The sequence below is a fragment of the Erythrobacter sp. SD-21 genome, from assembly GCF_000181515.1.
Taxonomy (GTDB): domain Bacteria; phylum Pseudomonadota; class Alphaproteobacteria; order Sphingomonadales; family Sphingomonadaceae; genus Qipengyuania.
The window spans coordinates 185,989-205,215 of sequence record NZ_ABCG01000004.1 but is presented as its reverse complement, the minus strand read 5'-3'; the positions used below and the strand labels follow the sequence as shown (position 1 = coordinate 205,215).

Sequence of the window (19,227 nt, the reverse complement as noted above, 5' to 3'; positions counted from 1 at the left end):
ACTTTCCGGCAACCGGCACACCGCCGCGTATTTTTTCGGTAGCTTGGTGAAACAGCGGCGCGTTGCGGAAGTTGTTGAGATAGAATGGATTTCCTAACATATGTTAAAATACTGGTTTTCGGAACGTTTTTTATTTTCTTTCGCTCTTCTGTTAACCATTCAAAAGGAGAGCAAGCATGGCAGACCGATCGATTTCGGAACCCAGCGGGCAAAACCGTTCCGCTGCGGCCGACGAACTCAAGCACGATGCCGAAGACCTCAAGGAAACGGCTCGGAGGCAAGGCGAGGCAAAGGCCGACCAGGAGAAACAGCGCGTGGGGCGGGCGGCAACTTCCGCTTCTTCCGCAATGCAAACCGCGGCGGACGAACTACGTGAGGACAGCGATGCTCCCGATTGGCTGGCTTCGGGATTTTCCGGTGTGGCGCGCGAGGTCGATAGTCTCGCCCACCGCTTGCAGAACAAATCGCCGCGTGAGCTTGCCGGTGAAACCCGGCGTTTCGCCCGCGAAAACCCCACCGCCTTTCTAGCCGCTTCCGCCGCTGCAGGATTTGCCGCCGCGCGCTTCTTTAGGGCGGGTGCAGAATACGACGATGACTACGATGTCGGACGTGACGATGATTTGGATGCCGGGAACCGAGACCATCCGGAGCGATCCACTGGTTCAGCGGCCGTATCGTTCGCAGGGGAGCGAAGCCAAACTGTCGCGCAAGACCGTGCCCGGACATCTCCTCCGACAACAGGAGGGATCGGATGAGTACTACCGACCGCAGCCCGACCCCTACCACATCAGGTTCGTCTCGAACCGAGAATGAAAATGTCGTCGACCTTATAGGGAGATTGACCGGTCAAAGTGCCCACTTGGCGCAGCAGCAGGTCGCACTAGTCCAGGCTGAAATGCGCGAGGCTGTCGCCGACATCCAGAAATCCGTTGCCGGCTTGCTCGGTGCGGCGGTTTTCGGCATCGCCGGCCTGGGTGTCACATTGATGGGCGTCGCCTATCTACTTGGCAATGCTATCGATAACACCGATCTCGCAACGCTGATCGTGGGTATCGCAACCCTTATCATCGCCGCGATCCTCTATGGTTCTGCTCGCAGCAAGATGAAAGCAACCAATCTCAAGCCCGAACGCACCATCGACACTGCCGAGCGCGATGTCGCCGCTGCGAAAGGCAATCTTACTCACGACGGAGCACCTCGATGACCCAGACCGAAACGCGCGATCCCGATGCGATCGAACGCGACATTCACCGCACGCAGGAAAACATCAGTGAAACGGTGGACCGTATCGGCGACCAGATGACGCCGCGCCGTCTTTTGGATTCTCTGCTCGAGAAAGCGGACGAAAACGGCATTGATGCCCGCTATGTGCTCGACGGAGCCCGTCGCAATCCGCTCGCTCTCGGCCTGATATCCGCCGGAGCAATCTGGCTCGTGAGCGACTACGACGCAAAACCGGGTGCCTTCACATCACAGGATGAAACAAACGAAGATTACGATGGTCTACGCGATTACGATCCCGACCACCGTGGCTATGTCGAGCACATGTCCCGGATCGAGCGCAACCCCGACGAGGACGACCTAGCGTATGCCCGTCGGCGCGATGAGCATCGCGGCACCTACCTGATGATCGAGCGCGAGCACGACGAGGACCACAAAAGCTATCGCCAGCGCCTCGACGATGCGACAAATTCTATGCGCGAGAAGCGCGACCGCTTTGCCGACAGCGCTCGGCAGACCCGCCATGATGTCGCCCGCCGCGGCAAGCGCGCGGCCCGCCAAGGGCGGCAGGCTTATTATGACAACCCGCTGGTTGGAGGACTTGCGGCCGCAATTGTCGGCGCAATCGCAGGCGCAGCGGTTCCGTCCACTCGGACCGAGCGAGAGAAGTTGGGCCCGCAAGGCGCAAGAGCTCTGCACGCGGCAGAGGACAAGGCCCACGAAGTCGAGGACAGAGCGCGCGCTAAAAAGGACGAGGTCGTTGCGCAAGCCGATCGGAAAATGGAACGAGAAGGTCCGGCCTGAGCCTTCGCGAACCCGTTTAATAGAAAAAGGGCCGCTCTTTTGCGGCCCTTTTTTCCTCACCCGCCCGCGTGATAGAAATCGTAGATCTGCTGCGCCACGCCGGCGCTGATGCCGGGCGCGCGTTTCAAATCGTCGAGCGCGGCGGCGCGGACCTTTCCGGCCGTCCCGAAGTGTAGCAACAGCGCGCGTTTCCGTGCCGGACCGATGCCGGGAATTTCGTCCAGCGGCGAAGCGGTGATGGCGCGGCTGCGCTTGGCGCGGTGGGCGCCGATGGCGTAGCGATGGACTTCGTCGCGCAGGGTCTGGAGGTAGAACAGGAGCTGCGAATTGACGGGGAGCGTTTTCTCGCGCCCGTCGGGGAAGTGGAACACCTCACGCCCTTCGCGCCCGTGATGCGGGCCCTTGGCGATACCGATAACGGGGACCTGTTCGGCAATGCCGAGGTCCTCAAGCACCCCCATCACCGATGACACCTGCCCCTTGCCCCCGTCGATCAGCAACAGATCTGGCCAGATCGCCTCGTGCCCCTTCCCGCCCGGAGCACCATCGCTGTCGCGCTCGGTCTCGGCGAGCTTGCGGAAGCGGCGGGACATGACCTCGCGCATCATGCCGAAATCGTCATTGGTCTGCGCGGTATTGATGTTGAACTTGCGGTACTGGCCCTTTTCGAAACCCTCGGGGCTGGCGACGACCATCGCACCCAGCGCCTTGTCGCCTTGGATATGGCTGTTGTCGTAGATTTCGATGCGCTGGGGCGGCTCCTCCAGTTCGAGGAATTCCGCGAGTTCGCGCAGGCGCTGTGCCTTGGTCCCGCTCTCGGCCAGCCGCCGTTCGAGCGATTCCACGGCGTTGCGCTGGGCCTGGCTCATGAGCTTGCGCCGGTCTCCGCGCTGCGGGATGGAGATGGCGACGGCGTGGCCTGCTTTCTCCGCGAGTGCCTCGGCTATCAATTCCTGTTCGGCCAAGTCGCGATCGACGAGGATGGTGCGCGGCGGCGGGACTTCCTCGTAGAATTGCAGAAGGACGTCCGACAGCACCTCGTCATGCTCGAGGTCACCTGTGTTCTTCGGGAAGAAAGCCTTGTGCCCCCAATTCTGCCCGCCGCGGATGAAGAAGGCCTGCACGCCGATCTGCCCGCCCTTCGCGGCCAGCGCGAAAACATCGGCATCGCCCACGCCGCTGGCGTTGATGGCCTGGCTCCCCTGAATAAAAGTCGCCGCGCGCAGTCGGTCACGCAGGATCGCGGCGGTTTCGAAATCAAGGTCTTCGGCGGCCTTGGCCATCTGCTTTTCGATGTTCGCCTGCACCGCGCTGGATTTGCCGGAAAGGAAATCCTTCGCTTCGTTCACGAGGGCATCGTAGCCCGCCTCGTCGATACGGCCCACGCAGGGCGCGCTACAGCGCTTGATCTGGTAAAGCAGGCAGGGCCGGTCGCGGTTGTTGAAGAAGCTGTCGGTGCAGCTTCTCAGCAGGAAGAGTTTCTGCAGCGCGTTCAGCGTCTTGTTGACCGAACCCGCGCTAGCAAACGGGCCGTAGTAATTGCCCTTGGCCCGCCGTGCGCCCCGGTGTTTCTGGATGCGCGGGAAGGCGTGGTCGGCGCGCAAGAGGATGAAGGGGAAGCTCTTGTCGTCGCGCAGCAGCACGTTGAACGGCGGGCGGTAGCGCTTGATCAGCTGCGCTTCCAAAAGCAGCGCCTCGGCTTCGGAGTTCGTCACCACGATTTCCATCGCACGGCACTGGCTGACCATGCGCTGTAGGCGGTTGGAAAGCCCCTTAACCTGCGTGTAATTCGCCACCCGTGCCTTCAGGCTGCGCGCCTTGCCGACATAGAGCACGTCGCCCCGCGTATCGAGCATGCGATAGACGCCTGGCCGCGGCTTCAAGGTCTTCACCGTCTCGCGGATGGCGGTGATGCCCGTCTCAAGGTCGGGCTGCGCGCTGGCCACGGTCTTGGTGGCGCGCTCCTCGTGGAAACGCTCCTTGCCTCTCGGATCGTGTGGGGAACCGGCCTTGCTGCGCGACATGGCACGCGAGATAGGCACAAGCGCGCGAAAGCACAATCGCGGGGGCTTGCGCGGCTGGCGACATGCTGTATTGCAACAATAATACACATAGGAGATTTCATGCAGACGAACGCCGCCATCCAGCCGATGGAAAACGCCACCACCGCCAATTGGTGGGTCGTTCTCGAAGTGCTGGCGTTTACCGCGCTCGCCTTCGGGTCGCGGCTGGTGTTTGCCGAACTGGCCTGGGAATATTCGGGTCCGATGTCGCTCGCGCTGACGCTAGTGGTCCTGACGCTCTACCAGCGGAGCCGTGGCATCGGCTGGCACGACATGGGCCTGATCCGCCTGCCGGGGTGGAAGGCCAAGGCGTTGGTCCTCCCCAAGGCCATCGTGCCCTTCGCGCTGTTCTGCGTCGCCGTCGCGCTGGTCCTTTTTGTCGGCGAGCCCCTGGGCCTCGAGCGCACCGACACCTCGGGCGTCGATGCGCGCTGGGGCGCGATAGAAGGCAACCTCCCGCTCCTCCTGACCTGGCTCGCCATCGTCTGGACGAGCGCGGCCTTCGGCGAGGAAATGCTGTTTCGCGGCTATATGGTGACCCGGCTTGCCGATGGGCTGGCCGGCGTACCCGGACGCCTCGCCATCGCCGTGCTGCTGCCCGCCTTCCTTTTCGGCTATGCCCATTACTATTACCAAGGCCTGTTCGGGCTGGTCATGACCGGGCTGATCGGCCTCGCTTTCGGGATCGCCTTCCTGCTGCTCAAGCGCAATTTGTGGCCGCTGGTGCTGGTCCACGGAATGATCGACACAATCAACTACGTCGCGATCTATCTGGGCGAAAAGTAAGGCGAACGAGCCTGCGCTTGCACCGCCGCGCCAATCACGCCATTCCGGGGTAATGGACGGAAAACCAATCGCTCCGCCGCGCACGGTCGGCTTTGCCGGCATGTCGCTGCTCCAGATCAACGGCATGATCGGTTCGGGCATCTTCGCCCTGCCCGCGGTCCTCGTAGCAGGAGTAGGGAGTTTCGCGCCGGTTCTGATGCTGCTGGGCGGGGTGCTGTTCTTGCCGCTTGCGCTGGTTTTCGCATGGCTCGCCGCGCGCTTCGAAATGAGTGGTGGCCCAGTGCTTTATGGCAAAACCGCTTTTGGTAGTTTTGCCGGCTTCCAGGCAGGCTGGGGCCGCTATGTTTCGGGCTCGGTGGCAATGGCCGCGAACACGCATGTCATGGTCGCCTATTTCGCGGCGATCTTCCCCGTATTGCAGGACCCGTTCTGGTCTACGGTGACCGCCGTCGCCGTGATTGCGGCGCTGACTATCATCAATCTCTTCTCCATGCGCGGATCGGTCAATGCATTGGGCGGGCTGACTGCCTTGAAGCTGGTGCCGCTAGCGATCCTTATCGGCGCCGCGCTGTTGGGGAATTTCGGCGCGCCCGAAATCGTGCTGCCCGAATTCAGCCAGGTCGAAACGGTCGTCCTGCTTCTCTTCTATGCCTTCATCGGTTTCGAGGGCGTGACGGTCCCGGCCGGCGAGCTGAAGAACCCCAAGCGCGACTTGCCGCGTGTGCTGGTCACCGTGCTCGCGGGCGTGACTGTCCTTTATGCCATTATCATCTGGGCCTATCTCGCGATCGGCGCCTCGCCGAATGCCGACGAGAGCGCTCTCGCCGCTTCGGCGCAGGCTGCGCTCGGCGATTTGGGCACGTTGATGATCGTGCTGGGTGCCGGCTTCTCGATCCTCGCCAACAGCTTTTCGGGCGTCGTCGTGGTGCCGCGCATGGCTTACGGCATGGCGCAGCAGGGCATGCTCCCCGAATGGTTCGAGCGCATCCACCCGCGCTTTCTCACGCCAGCCAATGCGATCCTGTTCTACGGCGCGGCCTCGTGCCTCTTCGCGATGTGGGGCGGTTTTCTCGTGCTCGCTGCCGCCAGCACACTTTCGCGCCTGCTAACCTATGTCATCACCGCAGCAGCCTTGCCGGTAATCGAAAAACGCGAGGGTCATCTAAACCCTTTCCGCGCTTTCGTGGCACTGCTCGCGCTCGCTGCCTCGGTCTGGATTTCGAGCCATGCGAGTGAGGAGGCGTGGACAATCTTCGGCATCCTGCTGGCGGTAGGCACGCTGCTGTATTTCGTAGCCCGGCGCGGTTCGGTGGACGAGCCGATTGCCGAATCAAGCTGAGCCATGCCGGAAAACTACGATGCTATAATCCTTGGTGCGGGCGCGGCCGGCCTGATGTGCGCCGCGCGTGCAGGTCAGCAAGGCAAGCGCGTGCTTGTCCTCGAGAAGGCCGAAAAGCCGGGCAAGAAAATCCTGATTTCCGGCGGCGGGCGGTGTAATTTCACCAATATCGGCGCGGGTCCGGCCAACTATTTGTCGAGCAATCCCCATTTCGCCAAGTCGGCGCTTGCCCGCTACACACCGCGCGATTTCCTCGAACTGGTCGAGAGCTACGGCATCGGCTGGCACGAGAAAACGCTGGGCCAACTGTTCTGCGACGGGTCCTCGAAACAGATTGTCGAGATGCTGCTGGAGGAATGCGCCAAGGGCGATGTCGAACTGCGCTGTAATGCAGATGTGACAGCCATCGAGCTTGAGGAAGGGCGCTTTGCCGTCATGACGAGCGGACAAATCGTTACGGCGCCCAGCCTCGTAATCGCAACAGGCGGCCCCTCCATCCCGAAGATGGGCGCGACCGGCTTTGCCTATGACCTTGCACGCCAGTTCGGCCTCAAGGTGGTCGAGCCGCGCCCCGCCCTCGTCCCGCTCACTCTCGGCGGCGAGGAAGTGCTCTTCCGCGAGATTTCGGGCGTGTCCGCACCGGTTGTCGCCAATGCCGGCAAGGCAAGCTTCCCCGAGGCGGCGCTCTTCACGCACCGCGGCCTCTCCGGCCCCTCGATCTTGCAAATATCTTCCTACTGGAAGCCGGGCGAGGCGATCGCCATCGACTTCCTGCCGGACGCGGGCGGCGACTGGCTGCTCGGCGCCAAGCGCGACAATCCGCGCGCCACCATGCGCTCGGTCCTGCGCGATGCCATGCCCGACCGGCTGGCCGATATCCTGGCCGAAAAGCTCGGCGTCGAAACCGAGCTCGGCAACGCCAGCGACAAGGCGCTGCGCCGTGCGCAGGAGCAGCTGAAGCGCTGGAGCTTCCGCCCCTCGGGCACCGAAGGCTTCGCCAAGGCCGAGGTCACGGTCGGCGGCATTGCGACCACCGAACTGTCCTCCAAGACCATGGAAGCAAAGAAAACTCCCGGCCTCTACGCCATCGGCGAGGCGGTCGATGTGACCGGCTGGCTGGGCGGATACAACTTCCAGTGGGCCTGGGCGAGCGGCGTGGCGGCGGGCGAGGCGCTTTAAGCCCTTGTAATCGCTACGGCATCCGCTGACCGGCGCGGCAAGTTGACCGGGGACCCGGCTCTGCTAGCCTCTCCTTCTTCGGACCTGCTGAAAAAACAGGCCGGTGCAGGAGAAAACCATGCAGCAGTTGCAAGGTATGGATGCCAGCTTCGTTGCGCTGGAAACGCGCAATTCGCCGATGCACATCGGTTCGATCCTGATCTACAATCCCGAGACCGCGCCCGGCGGCTTCGTGCGGTTCAAGGATATCCTGTCCTTCATCGAGAGCCGGTTGCAACTCTCCACCACCATGCGCCAGCGGCTGGTCCGCGTGCCCTTCGACCTCGATTACCCCTACTGGATCGAAGACCCCGATTTCGATCTCGAATACCATGTCCGCCACGTGGCCCTGCCCAAGCCCGGCGACTGGCGGCAGCTCTGCATCCAGGCCGCTCGGGTCTTTGCGCGCCCGCTCGACCTGTCGCGCCCGCCGTGGGAGATTACCGTCGTGGAGGGGCTCGACGGTGTCGAGGGCGTGGCCAAGGGCAGCTACGCCTACATCACCAAGGTCCACCACGCCGCGATCGACGGGATGAGCGGGATCGACCTAATGGAGGCGACCCACACGCTGCGCCCGGACCAGCCGGCGCCCGACACGCCCGATACGTGGACCCCGGAGAAGCTGCCCAACCCGGTCGAACTGCTCGGCCGCAGCTACATGAACGCGATCACCAACCCCCTCAAGCAGCTGGAAGTGGCCGCCAAGGCCGCGCCGGGGCTCGCCAACGCCCTCAAGGGGCTGGCCGCGAAGCAGTTCGACGTCTCGACCGAGATGATCGCGCCCAAGACGCGCTTCAACCGCAAGATCTCGCCGCACCGCGTGGTTGAAGGGATCAGCGTGCCGCTGGCCGATATCAAGGCGATCCGTAACGCGGCCGAAGGGGCGAAGGTCAACGACGTCTTCCTCGCCATCATAGGCGGGGCCATGCGGCGTTATCTGGAGGACAAGGGCGAACTGCCCAAGAAGACGCTGACCGCCATGGCCCCGATCTCGGTCCGTTCGAAGGATGAGAAGAACGCCATGGGCAACCAGGTGGCGGCGATGATCGCTCCGCTTGGCACGCATGTCGCGGACCCGGTGGAGCGGCTGGAGTGGGTCCACAATCGCACCAAGAACTCCAAGGCGATGACCGACGCGCTGGGCGCGCGCAACATGACCGAGATGAGCAAGGCCAGCCCCGCTCTGTTCATGGCGCTGGGGGCACAGCTCTACACCCGCCTCAGCCTTGCCAATCGCGGCGTCGGACCGATTTTCACCACCGTCGTTACCAATGTGCCCGGTCCGCCGATCCCTATCTATTCGGCCGGTGCGCGGATGGCGAGCATGATGGGGCTGCTATGCCTGACCGACGGGCTCGGCCTCGGCCATGTGGTGCAAAGCTATACCGACGAGGCGACTATCGCCTTTACCGCCGATCGCGAGATGATGCCCGATCCGGAATTCTACCGCGAATGCATGGAGTTGAGCTTCGAGGAACTGCGCGACGCGGCAAAACCTGCGGATAAGCGCGCTCCGACTACCAAAAAGAAACCATCTTCGCCTACAAAGGGCAAGACCAAGCCTGCCGCGCAGAAGCGGGCCGCTCCAACCAGAAAACCGTCCGCGAAAGCCGCTCCGAAAAAGGCCGGCGCGAAGAACGCCAAAGCGGGCACGAAAAAGGTCGCCAGCCGTAGGAAGGCTGCCCCGACAGGGAAAGGAACATCCACGACATGACGGCACTTGCCCCCGCGACAAGCCCGGCCCGCCCACCCAGCCGACTATTGACGCTTGCCGAACCCGGCCGCGCTTTCGGCGAACTCGCCAGCTTTTATGCGCTGCGCCCGCTGCTGGGCCAGCTTCCGCGCGGCGACGGGCATGGCGTGCTGGTTCTCCCCGGCTTCATGGCGTCGGACTATTCGACCAGCCCCTTGCGCCGCCTGCTCGCCGATCTAGGCTATGACGCGGTCGGCTGGAAACTGGGCCGCAATGTGAAGGTCGACAACGCCCGCATCGAGGCGATGATGGCCTGCGTGGAGGACCTGCACGATCGCACCGGTCGCCCGATCAGCATTGTCGGATGGAGCCTTGGCGGCGTGTTCGCCCGCGAACTGGCCAAGATGGCGCCCGAAAAGGTCCGCCTCGTGATTAGCCTCGGCTCTCCGATCAGCGACGATCGCGGCCACACCAACGCCGCGCGCCTGTTCGAAATGCTCAACGGCAAGGAACCCGAACCGCTGCGCGACGGCGGCTTCCAGGGCCTTGGCGAAGCTCCCCCTGTCCCCACGACTTCGATCCTCACCCGGACCGACGGCGTGGTGCACTGGCGCGGCTCGGTCCAGTGCGGCGACCGTGAGGATTGCGAGAATATCGAGGTGGTCGCGAGCCATTGCGGCCTCGGCGTCAACCCGGCGGTGGTCTATGCCGTGGCCGACCGGCTGGCGCAGGACGAAGGCGCGTGGAAGCCGTTCCGCGCGCAGGGTCTGGCCAGCCTGTTCTTCCCGCGCCGTGCGCTGAACTGACGGCTCAGAACGCCTTTCGTATATCGATGCCGAGATAGCGTCCGGTCGGATCGATCCGCAGCGGATCGTAGGCGGCCGGCACCTCGCCCGTCTCGTCGGTGATGGGGCGACGCGCGTCGAAGACGTTGTCGATCACGAGGGCGAGCCGCAGGTCCTTCATCCAGCCGTCTTCCTTTTCGAAAATCTCCCCGAGATTAGCGAAGAGGCGGATGTCGAAGGTGGCGAGATCGTCGAAGAAGAGATCGCTCGAACCGGGGAAATCGCCGCCGCGCACCACGGCGTCGCCCACATAATTGCCGGACAGGCGCAACCCGTAGCCTTCCCAGAACAGGCCCGCCTCAAGCCGCGAGGAGTGGCGCGGGATCGCTCCGCTGCCCAGAACGAAGCCGTCGAGCTGGTCGAACAGCGGGCCTGTCTGCGAGAGCAGCACCTCGTTTTCCAGCGTGATATTGTGGTTGAGGCTGAGGAAGTAGCGTGGCCGCGTATCCTGCGAGTTGCCGCCGCCGAACATCCGCATCATGCCACCCCGCCCGCGCCGTTGGCCCTGCTGACTTCCCTGTGCGCCACCTTCCGCGCTGCACATGCGTTCGCGCAAGGCCGCCAGCTTCTCCGGGTCGATCTCGCCATCCTTGCCTTTCAAACGGGCGAGCATCTCTTCGGGCAGGCCGTCGAGCTGGGGCGGATCGGCACAGATGGCCGCGCGCATGGCGGCGAAACGCTCGCTGCGCTGTTCGGCTTCCTCGCCGCAGAACCGCTCGCGGGCCGCCGCGATCTTTTCCGGATCGGGATTGCCGTTTTCGTCGAGGAGACGCGTACGAAACTGTTCGGGAATTTGCGACAGGTCCGGCGTCTCGCCTTCGGGCACCTTGCAGAACGCCTCGCGGATGGCCTCCATCCGGGCCGGATCGAAACCGCCGCCTGAACCGCCGCTTGCAGGACCACCGGGGCCGCCACGGCGCGCGGGATTCTCGCCGCCACCCTGCGGCGGACCACCGCGACGCTCGCTGCGCTCGGGCTCCTTGCCGATCTGCCCGCGCACGTTAAAACCGAAGGACAGGATCCGGCTGCGGGTCTCGTAAAGCGTCAGCGGACGGCGATCTATCGCCAGCAGATCGCCCGCCGCGTCGCGCGTGACACGGTCGGGGAAGGCTTCCTCGAAGGCCGAGCTGAAAGCCGGCGAAGCGGTGACGTTGCGCGAACGGTTGATGCCGTAATCGGCGTTCAAGCGCGCATCTTCCCAGAACGGGAGCCCCCAGTTCGCGCTGAATTTCCAGTCCGCCTGCGTTTCGGGGGCGAGGTCCGGGTTGCCGCCTGTGACCAGCGTTGCGAGAACCGTGTCGCCGGTGCGATAGTCGAAGACGGTTGCGTTCAACTCCTCGATCTGTGGGCTGCCGAGATTGGTCAGGGAAGGCGTAACCTCGCGCCATATCCGCGTCGCGCTGAGATTGAGGTTGTCGAAGGGCGACCAGTTCGCACCCAGGCTCCAGTTGGCGAGCGTCCCGAAGTCGGAGAGGTCCTCCACTCCGCCGGTCGCGACCAGCGTCACGTCGCCGATCGCGCCCAGCGGCCCGCCGCGCCGTGCAATCGGTGCCGCCACCGTGAGGCCTGCGTTCAGGCGGCGGCGTGTCAGGGCAAGTTCGCCGTCGCTGCGCGTGTCCTCGCTCTGGATCCGGGTCCAGTCGAAGCCGAGGTCGAGCGTGGTGCTGAGTTCACCGGCGGGGAGCTGGAGCGGGAAGCCGTTCAATGTCGCCTTGTTGACCGTGGTGTAGGTGCGGCTGCGCGCCGTATCGAAGCCGCTCGCGTCGTTGCGGTCGATCTCGGTCAGCGAATTGGAATAGTTGTTGTCGCTGGTGAAGGTCGCGTTCCAGGCACCGAATGGCTGGTTCAGCGTCAGTCCGGTCGAATAGCTGTCACCATCGCTGCGACGCTCCAGCACGGTCACTCCGTCGGTCGCTAGGCCGGACAGGCTGCGGCTCTCGGAATGATTGACCGTGCCGTTGAAACTGATCGAGGTGCCGGTTTCGAGGACGGCGCGCGCGTAATTGCCTTCCAGTTGCACGCTGAGCGTATCCGAAACGAGGCTGCGGAATTCCGCCTCCTCCGGCGCGCCCGGAGTGATGAGGCCGCGCTCGGCTTCGGTCAGCAGGCTGCGATCCTCGATGTCGAGATTGAGGTTCAACCGTCCCTTTTCGCCGATCCGGAGCCAGGTGAGTTCCTGCTCGTTGCGTGAATAGCCGCCATCTTCGGGCTGTTCGTATTCGACCTCTGTTGTCAGGCTCTGGAAATTGGGCTTGAGGACGATGTTCACCACCCGCTGGTCGGGCGAGTAGCCGAAGCGCTGGGCGACTTCTTCGGGGAACACCTCGACCTTGGCGACGCTTTCGGGCGGGTAGCTGCGGAATTCGCGCCAGCTCGACACGCGGATGCCGTTGATGAGGAAGACCGGACGTCCACCGCCGCGTCCACCGCGTGCGCCGCTGCCCGTGGCAGGCTCGATCGCGGCAATCACGTCGGCAATGGAATTGGCGCCGAAGGCCGCGATATCGGCCTCGTCATATTCGGCGAGCGGCGGCTGGTCGATGACGAGCTGGCCCTTCAGCCGCGTGCCATAGACGACGATATCTCCGTCTTCGTCCAGTTCGGCGGTCGCCTCGGCTTCGCCCTCCGAGCCGGCGGTCTCCTGACCCATTGCGGTCGGAACCTGCCATACCCATATGGCGGAAAGCGCCAGAAGCGCCGATTTGCGGGACATGTTCATCAAGCTCGGGTTTTTCGATCGTCTGGTCGTCAGGCCCCCTCGCTCGATGAGTTCTGCGAAAGGACGATTTGCCGCAAGGGGTTATCGCGTATCAAATCGTCGCAGAACCCTTGCACTTGCCTGAATGCCAGACTCTTCCCTTTTATCCCGCCTGCCGCTATGGGCGCGCGACATCACTCGACCAACTGCATGACTTAAGGACACGAATGGCCAAAGAAGAACTTCTCGAAATGCGCGGGCGCGTTGTGGAACTGCTGCCCAACGCCATGTTCCGCGTCGAGCTCGAGAACGGCCACGAAGTGCTCGGCCACACTGCGGGCAAGATGCGCAAGAACCGCATCCGCGTGTTGGTGGGCGACGAGGTCCTGTGCGAGCTGACGCCCTACGACCTGACCAAGGCGCGTATCACCTACCGCTTCATGCCCGGTCGCGGCGGCCCCGGCCAGGGTCCCGGCCCGCAGTAAGACGCGGTGGGCAAGCCCACTCTCATCCTCGCATCCGCCAGCCCGCGCCGCCGCGAACTGATCGCGCGGCTCGGCTTGACGCCCGATGCGATCGCCCCTGCCGACATCGACGAGACGCCCGCCAATCGCGAGCTTCCGCGCGACTATGCGAAACGCATGGCGAGCGAAAAGGCTGAAGCGGCCGCCAGCGACGAAGGCTTCGTGCTGGCCGGTGACACGGTGGTGGCCGCCGGTCGCCGCATCCTGCCCAAGGCCGAGGACGAGGCGACCGCGCGCCAGTGCCTCGAGCTTCTGTCGGGCCGCCGCCACCGCGTGCTCTCGGTCATTGCCCTGCGCGCGCCCGACGGCACAGTCCGCGAGCGGATGAGCGAAACCGTAGTCCTGTTCAAGCGCCTGAGCGCCGAAGAGATCGACGCCTATATCGACAGTGGTGAATGGGACGGAAAAGCAGGTGGCTACGCCATCCAGGGCCTAGCCGAGGGCCTCATCACCCGCATCCAGGGCAGCCATTCGGGCGTCGTCGGCCTGCCGCTGTACGAAACGCGCGCCCTGCTGAAGGCGGCGGGGTTCCCAATTGCCTGAATGGCTTTTCGAGGAGGGCGTGGGCGAGACGCGCGCGATCCTGCTCGACGGTGACAGGGTGCTGGCCGCAAAATGCCGCTGGCCGGGCGAGCTTCACGCAGGACAAGCGATTACCGCGCAATTGACCGCCAAGCGTGGCACGCGGGGCTCGGCAACCACGCCGGAAGGGCGCGAGGTGCTGGTCGACAAGCTGCCGCGCGACGCAAGCGAGGGCGCCACGCTCGATCTCGTCGTCACCCGTGCCGCCATAACAGAGCGAGGGCGCTACAAATTGCCTTCCGCGCGGCCCGCCTCGGCCGTGACAGTGAGCGAGGATGTTTTCGAAAGCGCACGGCGCGTCCGGCGTTTCCCTGCCGGGAAATGGGAGGAGGTTTGGCACGCCGCCAGTTCGGGCGAGATAGCCTTCGACGGCGGTTCGCTGCTCTTTGCGGTCACACCGGCCATGACTCTCGTAGACATCGATGGCGCTCTCGACCCGCGCACGCTGGCGCTCGCAGCCGTCGGGCCGCTGGCGGAAGCTTTGCGGCAGTTCGATCTGGGCGGTTCGATCGGGATCGACTTCCCAACCCTCGAGGCGAAAGCCGACCGCAAGGCCGTCGACACCATGCTGGAAGAGGCGCTGACGGGCTGGCCGCACGAGCGCACCGCGATGAACGGCTTCGGCTTCGTCCAGATCGTCGCGCGGCTGGAAGGCCCCTCGCTCCTTCACCGCTTCGCCACCTCTCGCACCGGCATGGCGGCGCGCATTGCGATACGGCGCGCCGAGATGGTCGAAGGAGCCGGGGTGACGCTGCTAAACGTGCATCCTGCGCTCAAGGCGAAGCTCAAACCCGATTGGATCACCGAGGTCGAACGCCGCACGGGACGCCCCTTGCGGATAGAGACCGATCCCGGGCTTGCCATCGAAGCCGCCACTGCCCAGATCGTGAGCCATGAGTAAGCCCTGCCCGATCTGCAAGAAGCCGCGCACCGAAAAGCACGCTCCCTTCTGTTCCGACCGCTGCCGCGACCGCGATCTCGCGCAATGGTTCGGCGATGGCTACGCCGTGCCGGGCCGGCCGGCCCTGCCCGAAGAAATCGCCGCCGAAGTGGTCAAGCCACAGGACGATTGAATTAGGCCCTTGCCAAGCGCGCGCGGCTTCGCCATAGGCGCGCACTCCAACCGCTGGCGAGCCCCACGAGAGGCCGCAGCGACAGTAAGCCCGGGTAGCTCAGTTGGTAGAGCATGCGACTGAAAATCGCAGTGTCGGCGGTTCGAATCCGTCCCCGGGCACCACTTTCCCCCATCACCGATCTTGTAGCGTTTCGATAAGCGCGCAGACCTCGTCCAGCGCCGTGAAGTCCTTCGGCCTGCGCATCCGATAGACGGGGCATTGCGCCACGATCTGTGCCGCCAAGCCGCCCTGGTGCCCCCACGCGCCCAGCGCATCGAGCATTTCGGGCCGGTACATTGTCTCCCGCATCGCTGTCTCCAGAGCTTCCGCGCCGTTTAGCCGTGTGAGATCGAGACCGTCTGACTCTTCAAGCGAGATGATGGCGTGGAGCTCTTGCGCCCTCTCGCCCGCCCGGTGCTGCGGCGCGGCGCAGTGGAACTTTTCGTCGCGGAAGTAGTCGCGCTGGAGCACCGCATCCTGCCAACCGAACCGCTCGATAGCCTCGCTCCCGAGCTTGAGACGCGCCGAGGAGGGATAGATCCGGGCGCCCTCTTCCCCCGGTTCGATGCGGCTGAGGTCGTCCGCCAACAGCCGCGCCCCGCGCGCGCAGAGGGCCGCAGCCATGGTGCTCTTTCCCGCGCCGGCATCGCCGCACAAAAGGACCGTCCGCCCGGCCATCTCCACCGCGCTGCCGTGCCACATGGCAAACCCGCGCTGGTATCCGAGCGCGCCCCAGGCGCTGCCCAAGGTGAAGAGCCGCAGCTCGGGCAAATCCGCTGTCAGCCCCGGGTGAAGCCGGATCGTGTGACCGCCCTCGACCTGCCAGCCGCCGATCCCCTTGATGGCGAAGCGCAAGCTCTCGCCCACGGCCACGCTGCCGTCGCTGGGGCAATCGGGGCACGGCTCGTCGGACAGGATGATGCGCACGTCGGCAGGGCCTTCAGCGCGAGCGAACGCGGCCCATTCCGGCAGTTCGATCTGCGAGGCCACCTGCAAGCCCGAATGGCGATAGTTGAACGATCCTTGCATGACCGTGCCATTGCTGCCCGAGCCGCCATCCACAGGCAAGCTTTGCCTCCGCGTATCTCCACGCTATCGAGCTCATTATGCACGAAGAAACCGCCAACGCGCTCTCCGCCTTCGACATCGCCGCCCTGCTCGTAGTGGCCTCCGCGCTCCTCGGCTGGTTCAACCACCACTTCATCAAATTGCCCCATGTCATTGGCCTAACGGTGATGGGGGCGGTCGCGGCGATCGGCCTGATGGCGGTCGATGCGATCATTCCGGGCATCACGCTCGACAATTGGGTCGCTGACACGCTGGAGCAGATGAACTTCACCGACACGCTGCTGCAGGGGATGCTGAGCTTCCTGCTGTTCGCCGGCGCGCTTCATGTCGATCTCGACCGTCTGAAGGTAGCGTGGCTGCCGGTCCTGCTGCTGTCGACGGTCGGGGTGATGATCTCGACCGTGCTGGTGGGTCTGGCCATGTGGGGCGTGGGTTCGCTGATCGGGCTCGGTTTCGCGCCGATCTGGTATTTCGTCTTCGGTGCGCTGATCGCGCCGACAGACCCGGTATCCGTCCTCGGCGTCCTCAAGGAAGAGAATGTCCCCAAATCGCTGCAAAGCGCGGTGGCGGGCGAAAGCCTGTTCAACGACGGCGTGGGCATCGTGGTCTTCATCATCCTGCTGGGCGCAGCGGTGAGCGGGAGCGAGTTCTCCTTCCTCGAAGGCGCGGAGCTGTTTGCCATCGAAGCGGGCGGCGGCATACTTGTCGGTCTTGTCGCCGGATACCTCGGCTATCGCGCCCTCGCCGGGATGGACGAATACACGCTTGAGGTGCTGATCACGCTGGCAGTCGTCATGGGCGGCTATGCGCTGTGCAGCCAGCTGCATATCTCCGGACCGCTGGCGATGGCGGTGGCCGGTCTCCTTATCGGCAACCACGGCGTCACCTATGCGATGAGCGACGTGACACGCGATTACCTGCTCAAGTTCTGGGAATTGCTGGACGAGCTTTTGAACTCGGTGCTGTTCCTGCTGATCGGCCTCGAAATGATCGTGCTGACCGTGGGCGGCGACGTATTGCTCTTCGGCCTGCTCGCCATCCCGCTCTCGCTCGCGGCGCGCGCGGTGGGCATTTTCGTCTCGACCAAGACCATCCCGGCCGCGCGCCTGCAGGACAAGGGCGCGGGCCGCGTGCTGTGGTGGGGCGGCCTGCGGGGGGGTATTTCCATTGCGCTGGCGCTCTCGCTGCCCGCTGGGGAAACGCGCGACTATATCCTCGCGGCGACCTTTGCCGCCGTGCTCTTCAGCGTCCTCGTCCAGCGCGCCACGCTCGGCCGCCTGATCGACAAGCTGAAGCGCGATCACGCCCCCGCGGTCGAGGAAGGCGCCGAAACCGTGCATTGAGCACGGCATTTGCGACTGCTGATCGCCAAGACTCGCAATGTGCGGCAATTGCTTTCCCCACCCTGTTCCGGTAAGCGCCAGCCCAACGCCCCGGCCGTGCGGATCTTTCCCGATTCCCGCTAACCGGGGCGCCTGTTTTTCGCGTGAAGGAATGCAAGCATGGCACGTCGCCGCCAGATCTACGAAGGCAAGGCCAAGATCCTCTACGAGGGACCCGAGCCGGGCACGATCATCCAGTATTTCAAGGATGACGCCACTGCCTTCAACGCCGAAAAGAAGGGCACGATCAACGGCAAGGGCGTGATCAACAACCGCATCAGCGAGTATGTGTTCACCCGCCTTTCGCACATCGGCATCCCGACGCATTTCATCCGCCGCCTCAACATGCGCGAACAGCTGGTCCGCCAGGTCGAGATCATTCCCCTGGAAGTGGTCGTGCGCAACGTGGCCGCCGGTTCGCTGTCGAAGCGCCTCGGTGTCGAGGAAGGCGAATTGCTGCCGCACACGCTGATCGAATATTGCCTCAAGGACGACGCGCTGGGCGATCCCAAGGTCTCCGAGGAAGAGATCGCCTGCTTCAACTGGTGCAGCCATGAAGAGATGCAGGACATGTCCTCCATGGCCATCCGCATCAACGATTTCCTGTGCGGCATGTTCGCGGCGATTGACATCCGCCTGGTCGACTTCAAGCTGGAATTCGGCCGCATCTGGGACGGCGACTACAGCCGCACCATCCTTGCCGACGAAATCAGCCCCGATGGCTGCCGTCTGTGGGACATCAACACCGGCGAGAAACTCGACAAGGACCGTTTCCGCCGCGACATGGGCGGCGAGAGCGAAGCCTATCAGGAAGTCGCGCGCCGTCTCGGCCTGCTGCAGAACGAAGACAACGGCCCCGGCGAAGTGGTCGACATGGGCGCGCATCGCAGCCGCCTGCGCAACAAGATCACGCCGCCAAAGAAATAACTAAACGACGTAGCGCAGGCTCAATCCGCTGGGTGCGATGGCGTAGGCGCAGTCGGGCATGTGGTCACCATCGACCTGGACGGGGGTGACGCAGCGGTCGAACTCGACGCGCTTGCAGCTGCGCACCCTGGCCTTGGCGAAGCGCTCGACCGGCAGGCCTACCATGGCAGCAAAGCTCAACGCCATAATCCTCAACCGCGTGCCCTCGCCAACGGTGATGAGCTCGACGGAATCAGCGTGCAGCGCGGCTTCGGGGCTGAGCCGGAAGGGTCCGGCGTAAAGGGCAGCGTTGGACACGATCACCGCTTCGGCCTGGTCGGTGAAAGCCTCCCCGCCCGTGGTTGTGCCGCGGACCTGCATCGGCTGGCGCGGCCAGTCGCGCATCTGCTGCATCATCGCCACGACATAGGCATAGCGTCCGATCCGCTTCTTGAGCGAGCCCGAAACCCGCGCGACCGCGTGGCTGTCGGGGCCGATCGAGAGACAGGAGACGATCGGCATGTCGCCTAGCCGGTACAGCGGCGCGCGCACCCAGCTTTCCTCCCCGCGCTTCCACGCCGCCGCGATCTTGCGGGCGAAATCGGCCGGTTTTCGCGGATATTCGAGCTCGCGTGCGACAAGGTTGATCGTGCCGGACGGCGCGATGCACAGCGGCGTATCGCCCGCTTGCTCGCCCATGGTCCGCACGACATCGCGCAAGGTGCCGTCGCCGCCATGGACGCAGACAATCTGCGCCCTGCCCGTCGGGCGCGCGCTCTCTGCGGTGGTCGGCATGAGGGTCACCGAGAAGCCTTCGTCGGAGAGGGCCCTGTCGAGGGCCGCCAGATGCGTTTCGGAAAAGCTTCCCGAGACCGGGTTATAGACAAGATCAAGCGAAGTCATTGTCGCCCGCTTTAGCTGGCCATGATCGAAAGAGAAGTTGCAATTCGTCGGAAGCTGCCAGCGCTTTGTAGATGGAACGC

18 protein-coding genes and 1 tRNA gene are annotated in these 19,227 nt (G+C 64.1%); 15 read left to right on the top strand and 4 right to left on the bottom strand.

The window, feature by feature from the left end:
- Positions 1-176 precede the first annotated feature (176 nt).
- The 3 genes from ED21_RS14725 to ED21_RS08860 are packed head-to-tail and all read left to right on the top strand — an operon-like array spanning position 177 to position 2,025.
- Complete coding sequence (locus ED21_RS14725; RefSeq protein WP_050784747.1) at positions 177-755, top strand: hypothetical protein; 579 nt, start codon at positions 177-179, stop codon at positions 753-755.
- Positions 752-1,204, top strand: a complete 453-nt coding sequence (locus tag ED21_RS08865) for a phage holin family protein (protein WP_083800422.1) — start codon at positions 752-754, stop codon at positions 1,202-1,204. The genes ED21_RS14725 and ED21_RS08865 overlap by 4 nt, the downstream gene beginning before the upstream one ends.
- Entirely contained in the window at positions 1,201-2,025 is an 825-nt protein-coding gene (locus tag ED21_RS08860; RefSeq protein WP_006833535.1) for a DUF3618 domain-containing protein, read from the top strand. The genes ED21_RS08865 and ED21_RS08860 overlap by 4 nt, the downstream gene beginning before the upstream one ends.
- Positions 2,026-2,081: 56 nt before the next feature.
- Here ED21_RS08860 and uvrC read toward each other — a convergent pair whose 3' ends face one another.
- Positions 2,082-4,049: an excinuclease ABC subunit UvrC gene (uvrC, locus tag ED21_RS08855; protein WP_006833534.1), complete on the bottom strand. Its 1,968-nt coding sequence runs from the start codon at positions 4,047-4,049 to the stop codon at positions 2,082-2,084.
- Positions 4,050-4,148: 99 nt separating this feature from the next.
- Between uvrC and ED21_RS08850 the strand changes: the two genes are divergently transcribed.
- The 5 genes from ED21_RS08850 (at position 4,149) to ED21_RS08830 (ending at position 9,930) form a co-directional block, all read left to right on the top strand.
- Positions 4,149-4,874 (top strand): CPBP family intramembrane glutamic endopeptidase, encoded by a 726-nt coding sequence (locus ED21_RS08850; RefSeq protein ID WP_006833533.1) that lies wholly within the window; start codon positions 4,149-4,151, stop codon positions 4,872-4,874.
- A 52-nt stretch (positions 4,875-4,926) separates the two neighbouring features.
- Positions 4,927-6,213: an APC family permease gene (locus tag ED21_RS08845; protein WP_006833532.1), complete on the top strand. Its 1,287-nt coding sequence runs from the start codon at positions 4,927-4,929 to the stop codon at positions 6,211-6,213.
- Between the two features lie 3 nt (positions 6,214-6,216).
- Entirely contained in the window at positions 6,217-7,392 is a 1,176-nt protein-coding gene (locus ED21_RS08840) for an NAD(P)/FAD-dependent oxidoreductase (protein WP_006833531.1), read from the top strand.
- A 118-nt stretch (positions 7,393-7,510) separates the two neighbouring features.
- Positions 7,511-9,145: a wax ester/triacylglycerol synthase family O-acyltransferase gene (locus ED21_RS08835; RefSeq protein ID WP_006833530.1), complete on the top strand. Its 1,635-nt coding sequence runs from the start codon at positions 7,511-7,513 to the stop codon at positions 9,143-9,145.
- Complete coding sequence (locus tag ED21_RS08830; RefSeq protein WP_034922012.1) at positions 9,142-9,930, top strand: triacylglycerol lipase; 789 nt, start codon at positions 9,142-9,144, stop codon at positions 9,928-9,930. The genes ED21_RS08835 and ED21_RS08830 overlap by 4 nt, the downstream gene beginning before the upstream one ends.
- A gap of 4 nt (positions 9,931-9,934) precedes the next feature.
- Here ED21_RS08830 and ED21_RS08825 read toward each other — a convergent pair whose 3' ends face one another.
- Complete coding sequence (locus tag ED21_RS08825; protein WP_156787415.1) at positions 9,935-12,682, bottom strand: hypothetical protein; 2,748 nt, start codon at positions 12,680-12,682, stop codon at positions 9,935-9,937.
- 212 nt (positions 12,683-12,894) lie between these two features.
- Here ED21_RS08825 and infA point away from each other — a divergent pair, with 212 nt between their 5' ends.
- The 5 genes from infA (at position 12,895) to ED21_RS08800 (ending at position 15,010) form a co-directional block, all read left to right on the top strand.
- A complete protein-coding gene (gene infA / locus ED21_RS08820) occupies positions 12,895-13,152 on the top strand; it encodes a translation initiation factor IF-1 (protein WP_006833527.1) in 258 nt (85 codons plus the stop codon).
- Between the two features lie 6 nt (positions 13,153-13,158).
- Entirely contained in the window at positions 13,159-13,734 is a 576-nt protein-coding gene (locus ED21_RS08815; RefSeq protein WP_006833526.1) for a nucleoside triphosphate pyrophosphatase, read from the top strand.
- On the top strand, positions 13,727-14,674 hold the full coding sequence (locus ED21_RS08810) for a hypothetical protein (protein WP_006833525.1): 948 nt from the start codon (positions 13,727-13,729) through the stop codon (positions 14,672-14,674). Before ED21_RS08815 ends, ED21_RS08810 begins: the two co-directional genes overlap by 8 nt.
- A complete protein-coding gene (locus tag ED21_RS08805) occupies positions 14,667-14,846 on the top strand; it encodes a DNA gyrase inhibitor YacG (RefSeq protein WP_006833524.1) in 180 nt (59 codons plus the stop codon). The genes ED21_RS08810 and ED21_RS08805 overlap by 8 nt, the downstream gene beginning before the upstream one ends.
- 88 nt (positions 14,847-14,934) lie before the next feature.
- Positions 14,935-15,010, top strand: a tRNA-Phe gene (locus tag ED21_RS08800).
- 10 nt (positions 15,011-15,020) lie between these two features.
- On the opposite strand, the gene ED21_RS08795 is transcribed toward ED21_RS08800, so the two are convergent.
- Positions 15,021-15,950 (bottom strand): HPr kinase/phosphorylase, encoded by a 930-nt coding sequence (locus ED21_RS08795; RefSeq protein ID WP_006833523.1) that lies wholly within the window; start codon positions 15,948-15,950, stop codon positions 15,021-15,023.
- 44 nt (positions 15,951-15,994) lie between these two features.
- On the opposite strand from ED21_RS08795, the gene ED21_RS08790 reads away from it, so the two are divergent.
- Complete coding sequence (locus ED21_RS08790; RefSeq protein ID WP_006833522.1) at positions 15,995-17,299, top strand: sodium:proton antiporter; 1,305 nt, start codon at positions 15,995-15,997, stop codon at positions 17,297-17,299.
- Between the two features lie 159 nt (positions 17,300-17,458).
- Positions 17,459-18,265: a phosphoribosylaminoimidazolesuccinocarboxamide synthase gene (gene purC, locus ED21_RS08785; protein WP_006833521.1), complete on the top strand. Its 807-nt coding sequence runs from the start codon at positions 17,459-17,461 to the stop codon at positions 18,263-18,265.
- Here the strand turns inward: purC and ED21_RS08780 are convergent, their stop codons facing one another.
- A complete protein-coding gene (locus ED21_RS08780; RefSeq protein WP_006833520.1) occupies positions 18,266-19,147 on the bottom strand; it encodes a diacylglycerol kinase family protein in 882 nt (293 codons plus the stop codon).
- Between the last annotated feature and the right edge of the window lie 80 nt (positions 19,148-19,227).

What these genes read in the sequence shown, in the direction of transcription:
- ED21_RS08825 (WP_156787415.1), bottom strand. Translation starts at nt 12,682, where the DNA reads ATGTCCCGCAAATCGGCGCTTCTGGCGCTTTCCGCCATATGGGTATGG.
- ED21_RS08845 (WP_006833532.1), top strand. Translation starts at nt 4,927, where the DNA reads ATGGACGGAAAACCAATCGCTCCGCCGCGCACGGTCGGCTTTGCCGGC.
- ED21_RS08850 (WP_006833533.1), top strand. Translation starts at nt 4,149, where the DNA reads ATGCAGACGAACGCCGCCATCCAGCCGATGGAAAACGCCACCACCGCC.
- ED21_RS08805 (WP_006833524.1), top strand. Translation starts at nt 14,667, where the DNA reads ATGAGTAAGCCCTGCCCGATCTGCAAGAAGCCGCGCACCGAAAAGCAC.
- ED21_RS08830 (WP_034922012.1), top strand. Translation starts at nt 9,142, where the DNA reads ATGACGGCACTTGCCCCCGCGACAAGCCCGGCCCGCCCACCCAGCCGA.
- purC (WP_006833521.1), top strand. Translation starts at nt 17,459, where the DNA reads ATGGCACGTCGCCGCCAGATCTACGAAGGCAAGGCCAAGATCCTCTAC.
- ED21_RS14725 (WP_050784747.1), top strand. Translation starts at nt 177, where the DNA reads ATGGCAGACCGATCGATTTCGGAACCCAGCGGGCAAAACCGTTCCGCT.
- ED21_RS08835 (WP_006833530.1), top strand. Translation starts at nt 7,511, where the DNA reads ATGCAGCAGTTGCAAGGTATGGATGCCAGCTTCGTTGCGCTGGAAACG.
- ED21_RS08780 (WP_006833520.1), bottom strand. Translation starts at nt 19,147, where the DNA reads ATGACTTCGCTTGATCTTGTCTATAACCCGGTCTCGGGAAGCTTTTCC.
- ED21_RS08860 (WP_006833535.1), top strand. Translation starts at nt 1,201, where the DNA reads ATGACCCAGACCGAAACGCGCGATCCCGATGCGATCGAACGCGACATT.
- uvrC (WP_006833534.1), bottom strand. Translation starts at nt 4,049, where the DNA reads ATGTCGCGCAGCAAGGCCGGTTCCCCACACGATCCGAGAGGCAAGGAG.
- ED21_RS08865 (WP_083800422.1), top strand. Translation starts at nt 752, where the DNA reads ATGAGTACTACCGACCGCAGCCCGACCCCTACCACATCAGGTTCGTCT.
- infA (WP_006833527.1), top strand. Translation starts at nt 12,895, where the DNA reads ATGGCCAAAGAAGAACTTCTCGAAATGCGCGGGCGCGTTGTGGAACTG.
- ED21_RS08790 (WP_006833522.1), top strand. Translation starts at nt 15,995, where the DNA reads ATGCACGAAGAAACCGCCAACGCGCTCTCCGCCTTCGACATCGCCGCC.
- ED21_RS08840 (WP_006833531.1), top strand. Translation starts at nt 6,217, where the DNA reads ATGCCGGAAAACTACGATGCTATAATCCTTGGTGCGGGCGCGGCCGGC.